The sequence below is a fragment of the Streptomyces sp. NPDC048606 genome, from assembly GCF_040650855.1.
In the GTDB taxonomy this organism is placed as follows: domain Bacteria; phylum Actinomycetota; class Actinomycetes; order Streptomycetales; family Streptomycetaceae; genus Streptomyces.
Map to the genome: position 1 here is coordinate 257,420 of NZ_JBEZIB010000007.1, position 15,592 is coordinate 273,011.

Consider the following 15,592-nt stretch of genomic DNA (forward strand, 5'->3'; position numbering starts at 1 on the left):
GCGGCGGGCCCGTACGCCCGCTCCCCTACTTGACCAGCGTCTTCCACTCCGGGGCCTGCGCCGGGTCCAGCAGGCGCAGGCGTGCCAGGACCTGCGGGTCCTGGACGTCGAGCCAGTCGGCCAGCTCGCGGAAGGACACGCACTTGACGTCCTGGCGGGGGCAGACCTCCCGCATGGTCTCCTCGACGGCCTTCATGTAGATGCCGCCGTTCCAGTCCTCGAAGTGGTTGCCGATGAACATCGGCGCGCGGCTGCCGTTGTAGACGCGGTTGAAGCCGTTCATGTACGAGCCGCGGACCTGGGCCTGCCACGCCGAGAACTTCGCCGGGTCGCCCTGGGTGCTGTCGCCGGACTGGTTGTAGAGGAAGTTGAAGTCCATGGAGAGGACCTGCACCTCCTTGCCCTGCAAAGGGACGAGTTGCAGGGGAAAGTTCCATATGTCGTTCTGCTTCGACGGCCAGAGCTGGAAGTCGCCCGAGGAACTCGCGTCGTAGCGCCAGCCGTACGGCTTGATCGCGGTCAGCAGGTTCTTCTGGCCCTCCAGGCAGGGCGCGCGACCGCCGACCACCTCCCGGTCCGGGTCGAAGGGCAGCGGCGCGGTCTTGGTGAAGCCGGTGTTCGTCTTCCAGTTCTTGATGAACGAGTACGTCTGGTCGATCTCGCTCTTCCACTCCTCGGGGCTCCAGTCCCCGCCGCCCTTGGGGCCGCAGAAATGCCCGTTGAAGTGGGACCCGATCTCGTTGCCGTCGGTCCAGGCGCCGCGCAGCTGCTCCAGCGTGGTCTTGATGTGCGGGACGGTCGGGTAGGAGATGGCGGCCGCGCCCTGGCCGTGCTGCGGCGGGTTGTAGAGCGACTTCTTGCTCTCGGGCAGCAGGTAGATGCCCGTGAGGAAGAAGGTCATGTGGGCCTTGCTCTCCCGGGCCACCTTGCGGAAGTGCGAGAAGAGGTGGTCGTCGCCCTCCAGCGCGCCGTCCCAGGAGAACACCACGAACTGCGGCGGCTTCTCGCCGGGCTTCAGCCGTTCCGGCTTGAGCCGGCCCGGCTGCGGCCCGGTGTAGGAGGTGGAGCCGTCGCCGAGCACCTTGACCTTGCCGTCCCAGGGCTCCTCGGCGCCCTTGGCGGCGGCGGCCCCGTCGGCCGTGCCCGACCCGAGCTTGGCGTCGCCGCGGGCGGAGTCCGAGGCGCCGCCCCACGCGACGGCGTACGCCCCGGCGGCGGCGCCGCCGAGGGCGAGCACCGCGATGCCGATGCCGAGGCGCCGCCGGTTGCGCGCCTTGCGGCGCACCTTGCGGTCGCTGCGGGATTCCGCCCGGCTGCCCGGAGCGGTATCGGTATCGGCCATCTCCCTCGTACCCCCTGATCACCGCAGCCGGGCCGCGCGTGGATGGTTCGTACGAATATAGAACGTGTTGGCACCTCACCCGTACGCCGGACCCCTCCCGCACACCTGTTCACAGCCGGTTCACAGCACCGGCGCCGCCGCGCGGCCCGGCGCAGGGTCAGCGGTGCCTGAACTCGGCCGCCCGCTTGTCCACGAAGGCGCTCATGCCCTCCTTCTGGTCGGCGGTGGCGAAGACCGCGTGGAAGAGCCGGCGCTCGAAGCGGACCCCTTCCGCGAGGGTGGTCTCGAAGGCCCGGTCGACGGCCTCCATGCTCGTCTCGTACGGGGACTCGGTCACGGGGTGGTTCCGTTCTGGTCGGTGGCGTCGGGGCGGCGGGCGCGAGGTCGAAGCCGAGCACGCGCCGGCCCGAGGCGGCGAGGTCGGCGGCCATCGGGCCGCCCATGTGGCCGAGGCCGACGAAGGCGATGACGGTGGACACCAGGGCACCTCCCGGGGGAGTCGGTGGTGGCGGGGCACAGCTCGCGCTCCGCGTCGAACGGGTCGAACCACCGGGCGACGTCGTCGGGGCCATCGACGCACTCGACGCCGACGTCATCAGCCTGGAGGCCGCCCGCTCCCACATGCAGGTGGCGCGCGAGCCGGCCGCGCACGGCTACCCCCGTGAGGCCGGACCGGGCGTGTGGGACATCCACTCCCCGCGCGTGCCCGGCGTACCCGAGGCCGCGGCCCTGCTGCGGGCGGGCCTGGAGGCCATCCCCGTCGAGCGACTGTGGGTCAATCCCGACTGCGGCCTGAAGACCCGCGGTTGGTCGGAGACACGGGCTTCGCTGGAGAACCTGGTGGCGGCGGCCCGTGAGGTGCGCGCCGAGGTGGCCGCCGAGCGCTCCTGAGGCACGACCCCGCCGCGGGCCCGATCACGCCATCGGGCTCGCGGCGGAGCCGGGGGCGGATCCCGGGGCGGGCTCCGGGGCGAACTCGGCCTGGAGCAGTTCGGTGAACGCCGCGATCGGGAAGTTCCAGTCCCCGTTGGCGTTGACCGACACCATGCGCGCTCCGTCGCGGGAGCCGAAGGTGTAGGTCCAGGAGCCGTTGATCGCGCCGCCCATCCCCCACACCGTCACTCCGCCCGGCAGACTCACCGAGGCGACGCCGAGGCCGTAGGCGGTGTCGGGGATCCACTGCTCGGTGGTGACCGTGGTGAACATCTGCGCCTGCTGCGCGGGCGGCAGCAGTCGGCCGGCGAGCAGCGCGGTGAAGAAGCGCAGGAGGTCGCCGGTGGTCGAGACGGCCCCGCCGGCGGCCCAGCCCCAGGACGGGTCGAGTTCCGTCACGTCGTGGACGGTGGCGTCGGGCTCGGGCAGCATCAGCTTCGAGTAGTGCCGTCCGTGGGGTCCCTCGATCACCGACTCGCCGGCGCGCGGCAGGTACGTCGCCGTCAGGCCGAGGGGGCGGGCGATCCGCTCCGCGAACGCGTCGGCGAGCGGAGCGCCCGTCACCCGCTCGATGATCATCCCGGCCAGGAAGTAGTTGGTGTTGGAGTACCCGAAGCGCTCGCCCGGGGCGAAGTGCGGCGGGTGGGCGAGGGCGAGACCGACGAGCTCCTCGGGCCGGTAGACGTCGAAGCGGTGCCGCAGGAACGGCTCGCCCATGCTCCGCCCCACGATGACGGGGTCGTGGACGTAGTCGAACAACCCGCTGGTGTGGTTCAGCAGCTGCCGGACGGTGATCCCCCGGGCGTCGCGGTCCGCGCCGCGCACCAGGTCGGGCAGCAGGGCCTCCACCGGGTCGTCGAGGTCGAGCCGGCCCTCGGCGACGAGTTGCAGCACCACGGTCGCCGTGAACGTCTTGGTGGTGCTCCCGATGCGGAAGCGGTCGTGCGGCAGGCGCTCGCGTCCGGTCGTCGTGTCGGCGACCCCGGCCGTGGCGACCCAGGTGCCGCCTTCGTCCGCGATCTCGGTGAGGATGCCCGGGACCCCGCCGCCGGCCACGGCCCGGTCCAGGACGAGCCGGGCGGCGGCACGGTCGGCGGCGGAGGCGGGGGCGGGGGCGGCGATGTCGTTCGTCGTCGTGTTCATGATTAGATCGTCGGACCCTGACGCAGGGTCAGGGTCAAGCGGCTGCTTCCGTCGATTTTCCGGGGGGAAAGCGATGTTGACGATCGGCCAGGTCGCGACCGCTCTCGGCGTCACCGTGCGGGCGATCCGCCACTACCACCAGCGGGGTCTGCTGCCCGAGCCCGAGCGCGACGCCTCGGGCTACCGGCGCTACGGGGCCGAGGCGGTCGTCGCCCTGGTGCGCATCCGGACCCTGTCGGAGGCCGGGGTCCCGCTGGCCCGCATCGAGGAGCTGATGGGCGCCTCCCCCGAGCGGTTCACGGAGGCGGTCGCGGACATCGACAAGGAGCTGCGGGACCGGATCAGGGAGCTGCGCCTGCGCCGGAGCCGGATCGCCGAGCTGTCCGCGGGCGACGCCCTGTTCCTGCCGGAGGAGGTCGTGCTCCTCCTGGAGCGGCTGCGCCGGATGGGACTCAGCCCGGAATCGGTGCGGACCGAACGCGACACGTGGATCCTGCTGGTGGCGAGCCACCCCGAGCAGGTGGCGGGGTGGGCGCTGCGCAAGCAGGCCCTCTTCGACGACCCCGGCTTCCGACGGCTCTACCTGACGGCCGACGCCGCCGCCGGCTGGGACCGCGACGACCCCCGCCTGGAGGCCCTCGCGGACGAGGTCAACGCCTTCGGCGGACTGCGGACACCCGACGCGGACGACGACGGGACCGTCCTCCCGGCCGTCGACGCGCTGGTCACCGTCACGCTCATGGCGGCCCAGACCGGCAGACCGGTACCGGCCTGGGAACGCCTGGTGGAACTGTGCCGGCTGCGGGCCCGCCCCGACCGGCCCGCGGACGGGCCCGCGGACGGGTAGGGCAGGGGTGGCGCGGGGGGCGTCCGGACGGGATGTGCCGCGCGACGGCACCGCGCGCGGGGGTATGGGGCGGCCGATTCGGGGAACGTGCCTTCGTGTGAGGAGAGGACGGACCTCGTCCAGGAGAGGAGTGATGACTCCTACGCCCCGGTCACAGCCCCCGTCACGGCCCCGGCTGCACCTCGAACTGGACGCCGACTCCCGCGCCGCCGCCCGTGCCCGCGAGGCCACGTCCCGGTTCCTGCACCGCGGCACCGGGCGCCCCCGCCCCCTGCCGGCCCCCGTCGAGGACGCGGCCCTGCTGATCGTCACCGAGCTCGTGACGAACGCCGTCCGGCACACGCACGGGCCCTGCACGCTGGACCTGGCGCTGCACGGGGAGGTGCTCGACATCGACGTCACCGACACCAGCCCCGCGCCGCCGAAGCCACGGCCGCCGCACCTCGACGGCACCGGCGGATGGGGCTGGATCCTCGTCGGGCACCTCGCCCGCGAGGTCGACGTCCACCCCACGCGCGCGGGGGGCAAGACCGTCCACGCCGCGCTGGCCGTCGCCTGAGCGTCGTCGGTCCCCTCACGCGAGCGTCGCGCGGTCCTGTCAGGTGAGCGTCGACTCCCGTCAGCCGATGCCGTTCGCGGAGAGGTGGTAGACGGCGAAGGCCCGGTCGATCACCGGCATCGCCACGTTGCGCACCCGCACGCCGCCCGCCGTCAGGCCGTGCTCCGTCCCCAGGTGGGCGTGCCCGTGGACGGCGAGGTCCGCGCCCTGCGCGTCCACCGCCTCCGCGAGCAGGTAGCTGCCGAGGAAGGGGTAGATCTCCGGGGGTTCCCCGGCGAGGGTGTCGGGCACCGGCGAGAAGTGCGTCAGGGCGATCAGCAGGTCGCTGCCCGCCTCCCGCAGCTCGCGCAACGACCGGGCGAGCCCGTCGGCGCAACGTCGGGTGCAGCGGACGAAGTCCTTCATCTCGGGTTCGCCGAATTCACTGGCGCAGCGCCCCGCGAACCCGCCGCCGAAGCCTTTCGTGCCGGCGATCCCCACCGTGGTGCCGTCGACGTCGACGCGTACGCCGTCACCTTCCAGCACCGTCACGCCGCCCTCGGTGAGCACCCGGGTGAGCTCCTCCTGCCGGTCGCTCTGGTAGTCGTGGTTGCCGAGCACCGCGATCACGGGAACGGGCAGGTCGGCCACCTCGCCGACCACCACCCGGCCCTCCTCGGGGGTGCCGTGCCGGGTCAGGTCGCCCGCGAGGAGCAGCAGGTCGGCGCGGTCCCCGAGGGTCTCGAACGCGGGCCTCAACAGGCCCTCGGCTCCCGGGGCGAGGTGGATGTCGCCGACGGCCGCCACGCGGATCACGACAGTTCCTCGGAGTGGTCGGGGGGTGCGGAGCCGTTGACGGTGACGTCCTGGTGCCAGGGCAGGCCCGTCAGCTCCTCCTCGGCGATGCGCAACACGGCGGCCCGGCAGCCCGTGCTGTTGACCCGCCCCCAGACCAGGGCGCCGGCGCCGCGGGCCTCGACGCGGACGCCGAGTTCGGAGATCTCCTCCCGCGCCAGGCGCTCCCGTAGGTGCTGGAGCCGGTACTCGATGAGTTCGTTCGATGTCACGGTGTGTCCTCCCGGGACGCGGGGTCGACGACCTGGAGTCGTTCGAGGAGGTACAGGAAGGCGTCGGACAGCGGATTGTCGCGATGTCGTTCGTGCATGCGGCGCCAGTCGATCTGTTCCCGGAGCATGCGGGCCATCGGGAGCAGATCACCGAAGTCGCAGTAGTGCTCGCAGAGCGCGGTGAGCCGGGCGTCCATCAGGTCGGTGGGCGCCAGTACGGGCATCCACACCGAGTCGACGGGGCGGGTCTCGGCCCGGGCGAGCAGCTCGGTGCTCACCGGACGCCGCGCGAGTTCGAAGATCAGGTCGATCTCCTCGCCTCCGGACCGCCCCTTGACCAGCCAGTCCTCGGGGGCGCGACGCATCTCGATGCCCCCGTCCTCCAGCGCCTTGACCACCACGGCGGAGTCCTCGGGGCGGACGCAGAAGTCCGTGTCGTGCTGGAAGCGGGCCGGGAGGCCGTGGGCGAACGCGGCCACGCTGCCGGCGAGCGCGAAGGGCCTTCCGGAGGCCTTCAGGAGGGCGGCCACGTGCTTGGTGGTCTCCAGGATCGCCTGGGTGTGGTCGCGCGGCAGCGGACCGGCGCCGTCGGCGCCCGCGGGCCCCGAGGGCGCGAGCCCGGCCGACGGCGGGGGAAGGAGCTCGTCCCTCACGGCATGCCCCACGGGGATCGCGTCATGGGCTGCGCCTTGCCCGCCGGCGCCCGTTCAAACCCGCCGCGCCTCGCGAATTGTCCGATTCCGTCCGGGGATGATCGGTTCTGCTTGGGTGGGGCCGCCCTGCGTGTTCTCATCGCCGCGCGGTCCGCCGTGCGCGACCATACGGACGCCGATACCGGCACGAACCGGTGCCTCTCGCGGGGTTCACCCATCCCGTCGGCGCCGGTGACACCAGCACGGGAAACACCGAGACAGGAAGAAGGGCGGACGTGTCCGGCAGCGAAAGCGAGAACCCAGCGATCCCCTCCCCGACCCCCGCGCCGCCTCGGGCCAGGACGAACCAGGACTGGTGGCCGAACCAGCTGGACCTACAGGTCCTGCACCAACATTCGCCCCTGTCCGATCCGCTGGGCGCGGAATTCAGCTACGCGGAGCACTTCGCGGACCTCGACGTCGAGGCGCTGAAGCGGGACGTCTTCGAGGTGATGACGAACTCCCAGGACTGGTGGCCCGCCGACTACGGCCACTACGGGCCGCTCTTCATCCGGATGAGCTGGCACTCCGCGGGGACGTACCGCATCGCCGACGGCCGCGGTGGCGGCGGCGCCGGCGCCCAGCGCTTCGCCCCCCTCAACAGCTGGCCGGACAACGCGAGCCTCGACAAGGCGCGGCGCCTGCTGTGGCCGGTCAAGCAGAAGTACGGGCAGAAGATCTCGTGGGCAGACCTGCTGGTCTTCGCCGGGAACTGCGCCATGGAGTCCATGGGGTTCAAGACGTTCGGCTTCGGCTTCGGCCGGGCGGACGTGTGGGAGCCGGACGAGGTCTTCTGGGGACCCGAGGACACCTGGCTCGGCGACGAGCGCTACAGCGGTGACCGGGAACTCACCGGTCCCTTCGGCGCGGTCCAGATGGGACTGATCTACGTCAATCCGGAAGGCCCGAACGGGAACCCGGACCCGATCGCCGCCGCCAAGGACATCCGCGAGACCTTCGCGCGCATGGCGATGGACGACGAGGAGACCGCCGCGCTCATCATCGGCGGCCACACGTTCGGCAAGTGCCACGGCGCCGTCGCCTCCGACTACATCGGGCCGGAACCCGAGGGGTGCCCCGTCGAGGCACAGGGCTTCGGCTGGCACAACACGTACGGCAGCGGGGCGGGCGTCGACGCGCTCACCAGCGGTCTGGAGGGCGCGTGGACCTCCCAGCCGACGAAGTGGGACAACGGGTACCTCGACAACCTGTTCCGCTACGACTGGAAGCTGACGACGAGCCCCGCCGGGGCGCAGCAGTGGACCCCCACGGACCCGTCGGCCGAGGGCACCGTGCCCGACGCCCACGATCCGTCGAAGCGCCACGCGCCCATGATGCTGACCACGGACCTCTCGCTGAAGATGGACCCGGTCTACGGGCCCATCGCCAAGCGCTTCCACGAGAACCCCGACCAGCTCGCGACGGCCTTCGCGAAGGCCTGGTACAAGCTGCTGCACCGTGACATGGGGCCCCTCTCGCGCTACCTCGGCCCGTGGATCCCCGAACCGCAGCTGTGGCAGGACCCCGTCCCCGCCGTCGACCACCCGCTGGTCGGGGACGCGGAGATCGCGGACCTCAAGGCCCGGGTCCTCGCCTCCGGGCTGACCGTCCCCCAGCTGGTGACGACCGCGTGGGCCTCGGCGGCGAGCTTCCGCGGCACCGACCGGCGCGGCGGGGCCAACGGGGCCCGGATCCGGCTCGCGCCGCAGAAGGACTGGGAGGTCAACGACCTGCCGGAGGTCGCCGAGACGGTGCGCGCCCTGGAGGGGATCCGGCGCGACTTCGACGGGGCCCGGGCCGGCGGGGCCGGCATCTCCCTCGCCGACCTGATCGTCCTGGGCGGGTGCGCGGCCGTCGAGCAGGCCGCGAAGAAGGCCGGGCACGAGGTCACGGTCCCGTTCGCGCCGGGGCGCACGGACGCCTCGCAGGAACAGACCGACGTGGAGTCCTTCTCCGTCCTGGAGCCCCGGGCGGACGCCTTCCGCAACTACCTCCGGGCGGACGAGAAGCTGTCGCCGGAGACGCTGCTGCTGGACCGCGCCAACCTGCTGACCCTCACCGCACCCGAGATGACGGTCCTCATCGGCGGCATGCGGGCCCTGAACACCGGCTTCCGCGGTTCCCGGCACGGGGTGCTCACCGACCGGCCGGAGGCGCTGACCACCGACTTCTTCGTCAACCTGCTCGACATGGGCACGGGCTGGAAGGCGTCGACGACGACCGCGAACGTCTTCGAGGGCACCGACCACGCCACGGGCGAGGTCAAGTGGACCGCGACGGCCGCCGACCTCGTCTTCGGGTCGCACTCCCAGCTGCGGGCCATCTCGGAGGTCTACGCGTCCGCCGACGCGGGGGCGCGGTTCGTGCGCGACTTCGTCTCCGCGTGGGACAAGGTGATGAACCTGGACCGGTTCGACCTGCGCTGATCCCGGTGGCGGGGCCCGACGCCCCGGCCGGCCGCTCCCCGGCCGGCCGGGGCGTCGGCGCGGCGCGACGCGCCTCGGGCGGGCGCGTCGGGCCCGTCGTCATTCCCCGTACGCTTCGGACCCCTCGCCCGCCTCGGACTCCTCGGGCTCCTCGGGCAGCTCGATGATGTGCATCGCGGCCTCCTCCGCCGAGGCCGCCCCGCCGTTCACACCCACGTCCTCGGCCACGACGGACACGTGGTACGGGGGGCCGGGCTCGTCCCGGGGCGCCAGCCTGCCGGCCCGCACGGAGCCGGCCTGGGAGGGTTCGCCGCTCTCGTCGGCGCCCTCCTCGTCGCTCTCGTCGTAGGCGTCGGGCTCGGGCAGCTCGCGGGCGAGGCGCCGGTCGAGGCTCTCCCCGGCGTGCCGCCCCGCCGCCGTGGTGGCGGGGTCGTTGACCGCCAGCGGGCGCTCGAACGGCGAGTACCCCGCGTCGAGCGTCTCGTCGAGCCCGGGCTCGTCCAGGGCGTTGTCCATGTCCGGCGCCGCCTCGGACGGCTCGTCGCCCTCGTGCGGTTGGTAGACGTCGTCGCCGTGCGACTCGGTGCTGCTCATGCTGTCTCCCTGTTCGAGGGTCGCGTACTGCGGGTGGACTCGGGGAGACGCGTGGCCCGGGGACGGAAGCCTTCCGCGGTCGTCCCCGTCCGGGTCATCCCTACCCGAAGAGGGACGTTTCGCCGGCGAGACCCGCCGCTTCGCACACCTCGCGCGTGCGGACGGGTGACGGGCTCCGCGCACCGGCGCGGCGCGGCGCGGGGCCGTCCGGGGGCGCCAGTATGGACCCTTGGCCCACGCGCCCGAGGCGTGACCCGGAAAGGACCGCTCGTGCTGGATCGTCGACACCGCAAGGACGCCACCGACGTCATCTTCGCCCGACCGGACGGCGCCCCGCCCGGCGCCGTCGGCGTCGTGGGCACCTTCGGCGGCCGGCAGCCGGGCGAGGGGGTCCGGGCCGTGGTCGTCGCCCCGCCCGTCGAGGGGAGGCGTCCCGCCCGCCATCTCACCGCGGGCGACTACTGGTTCGACGACGAGGGCGCGGACGGCCGCGACGACCCCCGCGGCCTGCTGCGCGCCTGACGCGGTTCATCGCGCCCTGAGGGCCGGCCCGTCGCCCGTCCTGCCGGCCCCTTCGACGCGTGCTTCGTCGAGCGCTTCGGCGCACGCTTCGTCGAGCGCCAGGGCGAAGGCCCGCGCCTGTGCCGAGGGGTTCAGGCGGGGCCGTACGAGGCCCAGTTCGGAGTCGGGCAGGCCCTCGACCGGCACGAAGGCGAGGGACGCGCGCCCCGCGTGGTGGTTCGCCGTGGACCGGCACAGCAGCAGGGCGCCACGACCGGCCGCCGCCAGACCCAGCCCCTCCTGGAGCGTGTCGACGGCCGGCCCGGCCGGTACGGGACGCCCGCCCGGCGTCACGGCCGGGGCCTGGGCCCGACGCCAGTAGGCGGGGGCGTCGCCGGCGACACCGATCAGCCGGCAGTCCGCCAACTCCTCGGCGGACAGCGACTCCCGGGCGGCGAAGGGGTGTCGCGCGGACACCGCGAGGGTCTGGGGCTGCCGTGAGAACACCGGCCCGAGCAGGAGGTCGTCCTCGGCCACCGGCAGCAACACCACCGCGCAGTCCACCTCCCCGCGACGGAGCGCCCCGAAGGGATCGCGGAGCGGGATCTCGACGACGTCGACGGCGCAGTCCGGATACCGCCGCGCGAAACGTTCGACCGCCCGGCCGAGATGGTCGTCCACGGCACCCTGGAAGCCGATGCGCAGCTCTCCCCCGGTGCCGCGCGCGTCGGCCCGGGCGGCGGCGACGCCGGCGCGCAGGGCGGCGTACGCGGGGCGCAGATCGGCCAGGAAGCGCTCGCCCAGCGGGGTCAGGCGCACCCGGCGGCTGGTGCGTTCCACGAGCGGGGCGCCGATGCGGTGCTCCAGGGAGCGCAGCATCTGACTGACCCGGCTCTGCGAGACGTACAGCCGCTCGCCGGTGCGTCCGAAGTGCAGCTCCCGGGAGAGCACGAGGAACACCTCCAGCTCGCGCAGCTCGATGCCGCCGACGTCCACGACGTCCGCGCTGCCCTCGGCCCGGCTCATGGTTCCCCTTCCGCACGGCCGCTCGGCGTGGTCGCCGATCGAGTGGTCCCGCTCATCGAAGCATGAGGAACCGGCCGTTGTTCCCGCAGGCCGGGGCCGGTTGGCTGGTGGCATGACGCAGAGGGACAGAACGACGACGACGGACGGGACGACGACGGGCGCCCCGGCGGCGCACGAGGTGAAGGCGGGGCGAGGGGCGTCCCGGGGCCGACGGGGGGTGGCGGCGGTCGCGGGCGCGACGTTCACGGTGGTGACCTCCGAGATGCTGCCCGTGGGCCTGTTGACGCCCCTCGGGGAGGCGCTGGAGGTGACCGAGGGCACCGCCGGCCTGACCCTGACCATCACCGGCCTGGTCGGCGCGGTCTCGGCACCGCTGTTGACCCCCCTGGCGGCCCGGTTCGACCGACGGACGGTGCTGTGCGCGCTGATGGCGGTCCTGGCGGTGGGCAACCTGCTCGCGGCGGGGGCCCCGGACTTCGCGGTGATGGTCGCCGCCCGGGTGCTGGTCGGCATCGGCATGGGGGGCGTCTGGACGATCGCGGCGGGGCTGGCGGTGCGTCTGGTTCCGGCGGGGTCGGTCGGCACCGCGACCGCGTCGATCTTCAGCGGGATCGCGGTGGCCTCGGTGCTCGGCGTTCCCGCCGGCACCTGGCTCGGTGGACTGCTGGGCTGGCGGGCGGCGTTCGCGGCCATGGCCGCGCTGTCCCTGGTGGTCGTGGCCGCCCTGGCCCTGCTGCTGCCGGCGCTGCCGGCCGAACCGGGCGTGCGATCCGGCGGTGTGCCGCGACTGCTCCGCCAGGCACGGGTGCGGGCCGGGCTGGCCGTGGTGGCACTGCTGGTGACCGGTCACTTCGCCGCCTACACCTACGTACGACCCGCCCTGGAGGAGCTGTCGGGCGCGGACGCCGGCACGATCGGCACCCTGCTGGCGGTGTACGGAGTCGCCGGTGTGGTGGGCAACTTCGCGGCCGGCGCCGGGGTCGGCCGCTCGCCCCGCGCCACCCTGGTGGTGATCGGCGCCGTACTGGCGGGCTCGATCGCGCTCGTACCGGCGCTCGGCCGGACCGTACCGGTGGCCGCCGTGCTCCTCGTCCTGTGGGGGCTGTCCTACGGAGGCGTGTCGGTCGCCGCGCAGAGCCGGCTGATGGCTCCGGCTTCGACCTCGACCTCGGCCTCGGCTCCGGGTGACCGCGAGGCCCTGTCCGCCCTGTTCGTCGGGGTCTTCAACGCGGCGATCGCCCTGGGCGCGCTGCTCGGCGGTCTGGCCTCCGACGGCGCCGGGGTCAGCGCGGCCCTGTGGCTCGGCGGCGGACTCGCGGCCGCCGCCCTGGCGGTGACGGTGCCGCACAGGGCCCCGTGACCAAGATCCATGATCCGCTAGGGTGTTCGACGTTCGCGGCGGTGTCCATCTGCCGCGCGAGGCACACGGGGACCCGGGGGAACACCGATTGAACAGCGCCGCGCCGCACGGGGCTTTCCACACCCATGTGGAGGGGCTCCTGCCCCGACCGGTCGACCGCGTGGACGACGGCGCCATCGACGCGATGCGGATCGGACGTACCGTGCTCGGCATGGTCGCCGCCGTCTGGCTGGTCATGGCCTACCCGCTGAGCGACGGTCGGCAGGAGTTCGTCCTCGGCAAGGTCGTCGAACTCGGCATCGCCTGCGCCGTCCTGCTGCTCGGGAGCGTCATCGGCATCGCGGCCTTCCTCGCCGCGAGCACGCGTGACCGGCGCCGTGAACTCGCCGGCCGGCTGACGGGGCCGGTCGTGTCCGTGCTGGCGCTCGCCCTGGGACCCACGGTGATCTGGGGAACCGCGAAGACCCTCAAGGGCGAACTCGTCGAGGGAGCGGACCTGATGGACTTCTTCTCCGGGATCGTCGGCCGGGGCGTCCTGTGCTCCCTGCTCAGCTTCCTGGTGCTCGCCATCGGCTGGCTCCTCGCCCTGATCCTGCTCCTCGCCGCCATCCCGTACACCCTCGTCGTGGCCTACATCTGCGTGGTGTCCTGCTTCCGCGCCTCGGACGTCCACCAACTGCTGCCCGCGCTGCTCTCCCCCCTGCTCGTGTGGTCGCTCTTCGCCTTCCAGCTCTTCGACGGCCCCGACGTCGCCGCGCCCCCGCTGGTGCTGTACACCTTCCTCCTCGGCGGCCCGCTGTCGGTGACCGCGCTGTCCGTCTGGGAGGTGCGTCGGCTGCGCGCCCGGCACGGGATCACCCTGCGCACCGCGTTGGGCCGCTGACCGGCCGCAGACCTGCCGCAGACCGCAGGCTTGCAGGCCGGCCGCCGGCCGCCGGACCGGCGTTCCGACGTACCTCCGCATGGCGGGGCCGGGGGCGGGTAGCCGCACCTCGAAGGGTCCCGAGGCGGCGACCGGCACCAGGGGGGTGTGGGGCCGCCGACGACACGGAAGGGGTGCGCATGTCGCACGTCGAGGAATACGTCGAGGTCAACGTCCCGCTCCGCACGGCCTACAACCAGTGGACGCAGTTCGAGGACTTCCCCGCCTTCATGGAGGGCGTCGAACGCATCGACCAGCGCACGGACACCCTCACCCACTGGGTGACGAACGTGAACGGCGTCCGGCGCGAGTTCGACGCCCGGATCACCGAGCAGGTCCCGGACCGCCGCGTCGCGTGGATGACGGTGGACGGCGAGGCGCGACAGGCGGGGCTGGTCACCTTCCAGCCGATCGACGCGAGCACCACCAGGGTGGACCTGCACATGAACTGGGTGCCCGAGGGCATCGCCGAGGCGGCCGCCGACCGGCTCGGGTTCGTCAAGCGCCAGGTCGCGGGCGACCTGAAGAGGTTCAAGCTGTTCATCGAGTCACGCGGGGCCGAGACCGGCGCCTGGCGGGGCGAGGTCTGACCGCCGTGGGTGGCGCGACCGCGACCAGGGGCGTCCGCTCCGCGGCGCCCGGCGGCGACGCCCGGGAGGTCGCCGCCCGCTGCGGACTGGTGGCGCGCGGGGTGCTGTACGTACTCATCGGGACGCTGGCCCTGCGCGTGGCCTTCGGTGACTCCGGGGCAGCGGAGGCCGACCGGCAGGGCGCTCTCCAGGAACTCTCGGGCACGCCGTTGGGCGGCGTCCTCATCTGGGCCGTCGCCATCGGGCTCGTGTGCATGATGCTGTGGCGGCTGTCGGAGGCCGTGTTCGGTGCCGCCGGACAGGACGGCGGCCGCGCGACGAAGCGCCTGGCCTCGGCCGGCCGGACGGTCTTCTACGCCTCCGTCGCCTTCTCCGTCCTGGCGTTCGCGGCGGGCGGCGGCGGGCGTTCCGGGGACGAGCAGTCACGCGACGTGACGGCCCGGGCCCTGGAGTTGCCCGCCGGACGGTGGCTGGTGGGCGCCGTCGGAGTGGGCGTCGCCGTCGCCGGCGTGGTCATCGCGGTCCAGGCGGCCCGACGGAGCTTCCGCAAGCACATGGCCATGGGAGGGGTCTCGCGGCCGTGGCGGCGGACCGTCGACGTCCTGGGGGTGGCCGGTGGCCTGGCCCGGGGCGCCGTCTTCGCGGCGGTCGGCGGCTTCCTCGTGCACGCGGCGGTGCGCTACGACCCGGCCCGGGCGAAGGGGGTGGACGACACCCTGCGGTCCTTCGCCGGCACCCCGGCGGGCCCGTGGCTGCTGGTGGCGGTCGCCGTCGGGCTGGTGCTGTTCGGGGCGTTCTCCTGGGCGATGGCCCGGTGGCGGGAGGTCTGACACCGGGGTCGTTGCGCCGGAGGGTGGTCGGTCGGCGACCCGACGCGGCGACCCGACATCGGGCGGGTAATCCGATTGCGGCGGGCCGGCCCGGTCGGATAGGAAGCTCGCATGCTCAAAGGTGGCAAGGTCGGGCTCAGGGCCCGGCACGAGGACGACATCCCGATCCTGCGGACGGAGCTCTACGACGACGTGGTCAACTCCTCACGGGCCGAATCCGGTCCGTGGCGCCCGATCACACCCGGATCGAAGGACCCGCGACTGACCGCGGACGCGGAGAATCCGGCGCACGTCCCGTTCTCCGTGATCGACCTCGAACGCGGCACGCTCGTCGGAACCGCGACGCTGTGGGGCATCGACAACCACAGCCGGGCCGCGCACATCGGCCTGGGGCTGCTGCCGTCCGCCCGCGGCCAGGGCTACGGCACCGACGTGGTCGCGGTGCTGTGCCACTACGGGTTCGTCGTGCGCGGCCTGCACCGGATCCAGATCGAGACCCTCGCGGACAACACCGCGATGCTCCGCTCCGCCGAGCGCAACGGCTTCGTCCGCGAGGGCGTGCTGCGCTCCTCGGCGTGGGTGCTGGGCGAGTTCCTGGACGAGGTGATCCTCGGGCTGCTGGCCCGGGACTGGAAGCAGGACCCGGCGAAGGTCTGAGGCGGGGCCCGCGGGGGCGTGTGGCCTCCCCCCGTCGCGATGACGACGGGGGGAGGCCCCTGCGGCGAAGTCCCACCAGGAGGTGTTCTCGAACTCGTCTTCGTGCCTGGCCCGGCCGCTGGTG

The 15,592-nt window shown here is 73.3% G+C and carries 16 protein-coding genes and 3 pseudogenes; 10 read left to right on the top strand and 9 right to left on the bottom strand.

All coding sequences use genetic code 11. From position 1 onward, the window contains the following. Positions 1 to 25: 25 nt before the first annotated feature. The 3 genes and pseudogenes from AB0D01_RS10605 to AB0D01_RS10615 all read right to left on the bottom strand — a co-directional run. On the bottom strand, positions 26 to 1,342 hold the full coding sequence (locus AB0D01_RS10605) for a hypothetical protein (protein ID WP_363054731.1): 1,317 nt from the start codon (positions 1,340 to 1,342) through the stop codon (positions 26 to 28). A 157-nt stretch (positions 1,343 to 1,499) separates the two neighbouring features. Next, positions 1,500 to 1,655, bottom strand: a pseudogene (locus tag AB0D01_RS10610) (enoyl-CoA hydratase-related protein); the annotation flags it as partial. 67 nt (positions 1,656 to 1,722) lie between these two features. After that, positions 1,723 to 1,965 (bottom strand): annotated as a pseudogene (locus tag AB0D01_RS10615) (NAD(P)-binding domain-containing protein); the annotation flags it as partial. On the opposite strand from AB0D01_RS10615, the pseudogene AB0D01_RS10620 reads away from it, so the two are divergent. Continuing rightward, positions 1,895 to 2,233: pseudogene (locus tag AB0D01_RS10620) on the top strand (5-methyltetrahydropteroyltriglutamate--homocysteine S-methyltransferase); the annotation flags it as partial. The pseudogenes AB0D01_RS10615 and AB0D01_RS10620 sit on opposite strands and share 71 nt — an antisense overlap. Before the next feature lie 24 nt (positions 2,234 to 2,257). Here the strand turns inward: AB0D01_RS10620 and AB0D01_RS10625 are convergent. Then, positions 2,258 to 3,418, bottom strand: a complete 1,161-nt coding sequence (locus tag AB0D01_RS10625; RefSeq protein ID WP_363054732.1) for a serine hydrolase domain-containing protein — start codon at positions 3,416 to 3,418, stop codon at positions 2,258 to 2,260. Positions 3,419 to 3,491: 73 nt separating this feature from the next. Between AB0D01_RS10625 and AB0D01_RS10630 the strand changes: the two genes are divergently transcribed. Together AB0D01_RS10630 and AB0D01_RS10635 are read left to right on the top strand one after the other, a co-directional pair. Beyond that, positions 3,492 to 4,265: a MerR family transcriptional regulator gene (locus tag AB0D01_RS10630; protein WP_363054733.1), complete on the top strand. Its 774-nt coding sequence runs from the start codon at positions 3,492 to 3,494 to the stop codon at positions 4,263 to 4,265. Between the two features lie 133 nt (positions 4,266 to 4,398). Then, a complete protein-coding gene (locus tag AB0D01_RS10635; RefSeq protein ID WP_363054734.1) occupies positions 4,399 to 4,824 on the top strand; it encodes an ATP-binding protein in 426 nt (141 codons plus the stop codon). A gap of 60 nt (positions 4,825 to 4,884) precedes the next feature. Here AB0D01_RS10635 and AB0D01_RS10640 read toward each other — a convergent pair whose 3' ends face one another. From AB0D01_RS10640 to AB0D01_RS10650, 3 genes are read right to left on the bottom strand one after another with little or no spacing between them, the layout of a single operon-like run. Beyond that, positions 4,885 to 5,619 carry a metallophosphoesterase gene (locus tag AB0D01_RS10640; RefSeq protein WP_363054735.1) on the bottom strand — a complete coding sequence of 245 codons (735 nt, stop codon included), beginning with the start codon at positions 5,617 to 5,619 and terminating at the stop codon, positions 4,885 to 4,887. After that, the gene (locus AB0D01_RS10645) at positions 5,616 to 5,870 is read right to left on the bottom strand and encodes a hypothetical protein (protein ID WP_363054736.1); all 255 of its coding nucleotides are present in this window, start codon (positions 5,868 to 5,870) and stop codon (positions 5,616 to 5,618) included. Before AB0D01_RS10645 ends, AB0D01_RS10640 begins: the two co-directional genes overlap by 4 nt. Continuing rightward, a complete protein-coding gene (locus AB0D01_RS10650) occupies positions 5,867 to 6,523 on the bottom strand; it encodes a nucleotidyltransferase family protein (RefSeq protein ID WP_363054737.1) in 657 nt (218 codons plus the stop codon). Before AB0D01_RS10650 ends, AB0D01_RS10645 begins: the two co-directional genes overlap by 4 nt. Positions 6,524 to 6,798: 275 nt before the next feature. On the opposite strand from AB0D01_RS10650, the gene katG reads away from it, so the two are divergent. Beyond that, positions 6,799 to 8,988: a catalase/peroxidase HPI gene (gene katG / locus AB0D01_RS10655; RefSeq protein WP_363054738.1), complete on the top strand. Its 2,190-nt coding sequence runs from the start codon at positions 6,799 to 6,801 to the stop codon at positions 8,986 to 8,988. Between the two features lie 99 nt (positions 8,989 to 9,087). Here katG and AB0D01_RS10660 read toward each other — a convergent pair whose 3' ends face one another. After that, positions 9,088 to 9,582: a DUF5709 domain-containing protein gene (locus AB0D01_RS10660; protein ID WP_363054739.1), complete on the bottom strand. Its 495-nt coding sequence runs from the start codon at positions 9,580 to 9,582 to the stop codon at positions 9,088 to 9,090. Between the two features lie 270 nt (positions 9,583 to 9,852). On the opposite strand from AB0D01_RS10660, the gene AB0D01_RS10665 reads away from it, so the two are divergent. Next, the gene (locus AB0D01_RS10665; protein WP_363054740.1) at positions 9,853 to 10,104 is read left to right on the top strand and encodes a hypothetical protein; all 252 of its coding nucleotides are present in this window, start codon (positions 9,853 to 9,855) and stop codon (positions 10,102 to 10,104) included. Positions 10,105 to 10,110: 6 nt separating this feature from the next. Here AB0D01_RS10665 and AB0D01_RS10670 read toward each other — a convergent pair whose 3' ends face one another. Further along, positions 10,111 to 11,109: a LysR family transcriptional regulator gene (locus tag AB0D01_RS10670; RefSeq protein ID WP_363054741.1), complete on the bottom strand. Its 999-nt coding sequence runs from the start codon at positions 11,107 to 11,109 to the stop codon at positions 10,111 to 10,113. A gap of 112 nt (positions 11,110 to 11,221) precedes the next feature. Between AB0D01_RS10670 and AB0D01_RS10675 the strand changes: the two genes are divergently transcribed. The 5 genes from AB0D01_RS10675 (at position 11,222) to AB0D01_RS10695 (ending at position 15,468) form a co-directional block, all read left to right on the top strand. Then, a complete protein-coding gene (locus AB0D01_RS10675; protein ID WP_363054742.1) occupies positions 11,222 to 12,469 on the top strand; it encodes an MFS transporter in 1,248 nt (415 codons plus the stop codon). 88 nt (positions 12,470 to 12,557) lie between these two features. Beyond that, positions 12,558 to 13,352, top strand: a complete 795-nt coding sequence (locus tag AB0D01_RS10680; RefSeq protein WP_363054743.1) for a hypothetical protein — start codon at positions 12,558 to 12,560, stop codon at positions 13,350 to 13,352. 179 nt (positions 13,353 to 13,531) lie between these two features. Further along, the gene (locus AB0D01_RS10685; protein ID WP_363054744.1) at positions 13,532 to 13,981 is read left to right on the top strand and encodes an SRPBCC family protein; all 450 of its coding nucleotides are present in this window, start codon (positions 13,532 to 13,534) and stop codon (positions 13,979 to 13,981) included. A gap of 5 nt (positions 13,982 to 13,986) precedes the next feature. Next, complete coding sequence (locus AB0D01_RS10690) at positions 13,987 to 14,811, top strand: DUF1206 domain-containing protein (protein WP_363054745.1); 825 nt, start codon at positions 13,987 to 13,989, stop codon at positions 14,809 to 14,811. A 111-nt stretch (positions 14,812 to 14,922) separates the two neighbouring features. Further along, a complete protein-coding gene (locus AB0D01_RS10695; protein WP_363054746.1) occupies positions 14,923 to 15,468 on the top strand; it encodes a GNAT family protein in 546 nt (181 codons plus the stop codon). Positions 15,469 to 15,592: the final 124 nt, after the last annotated feature.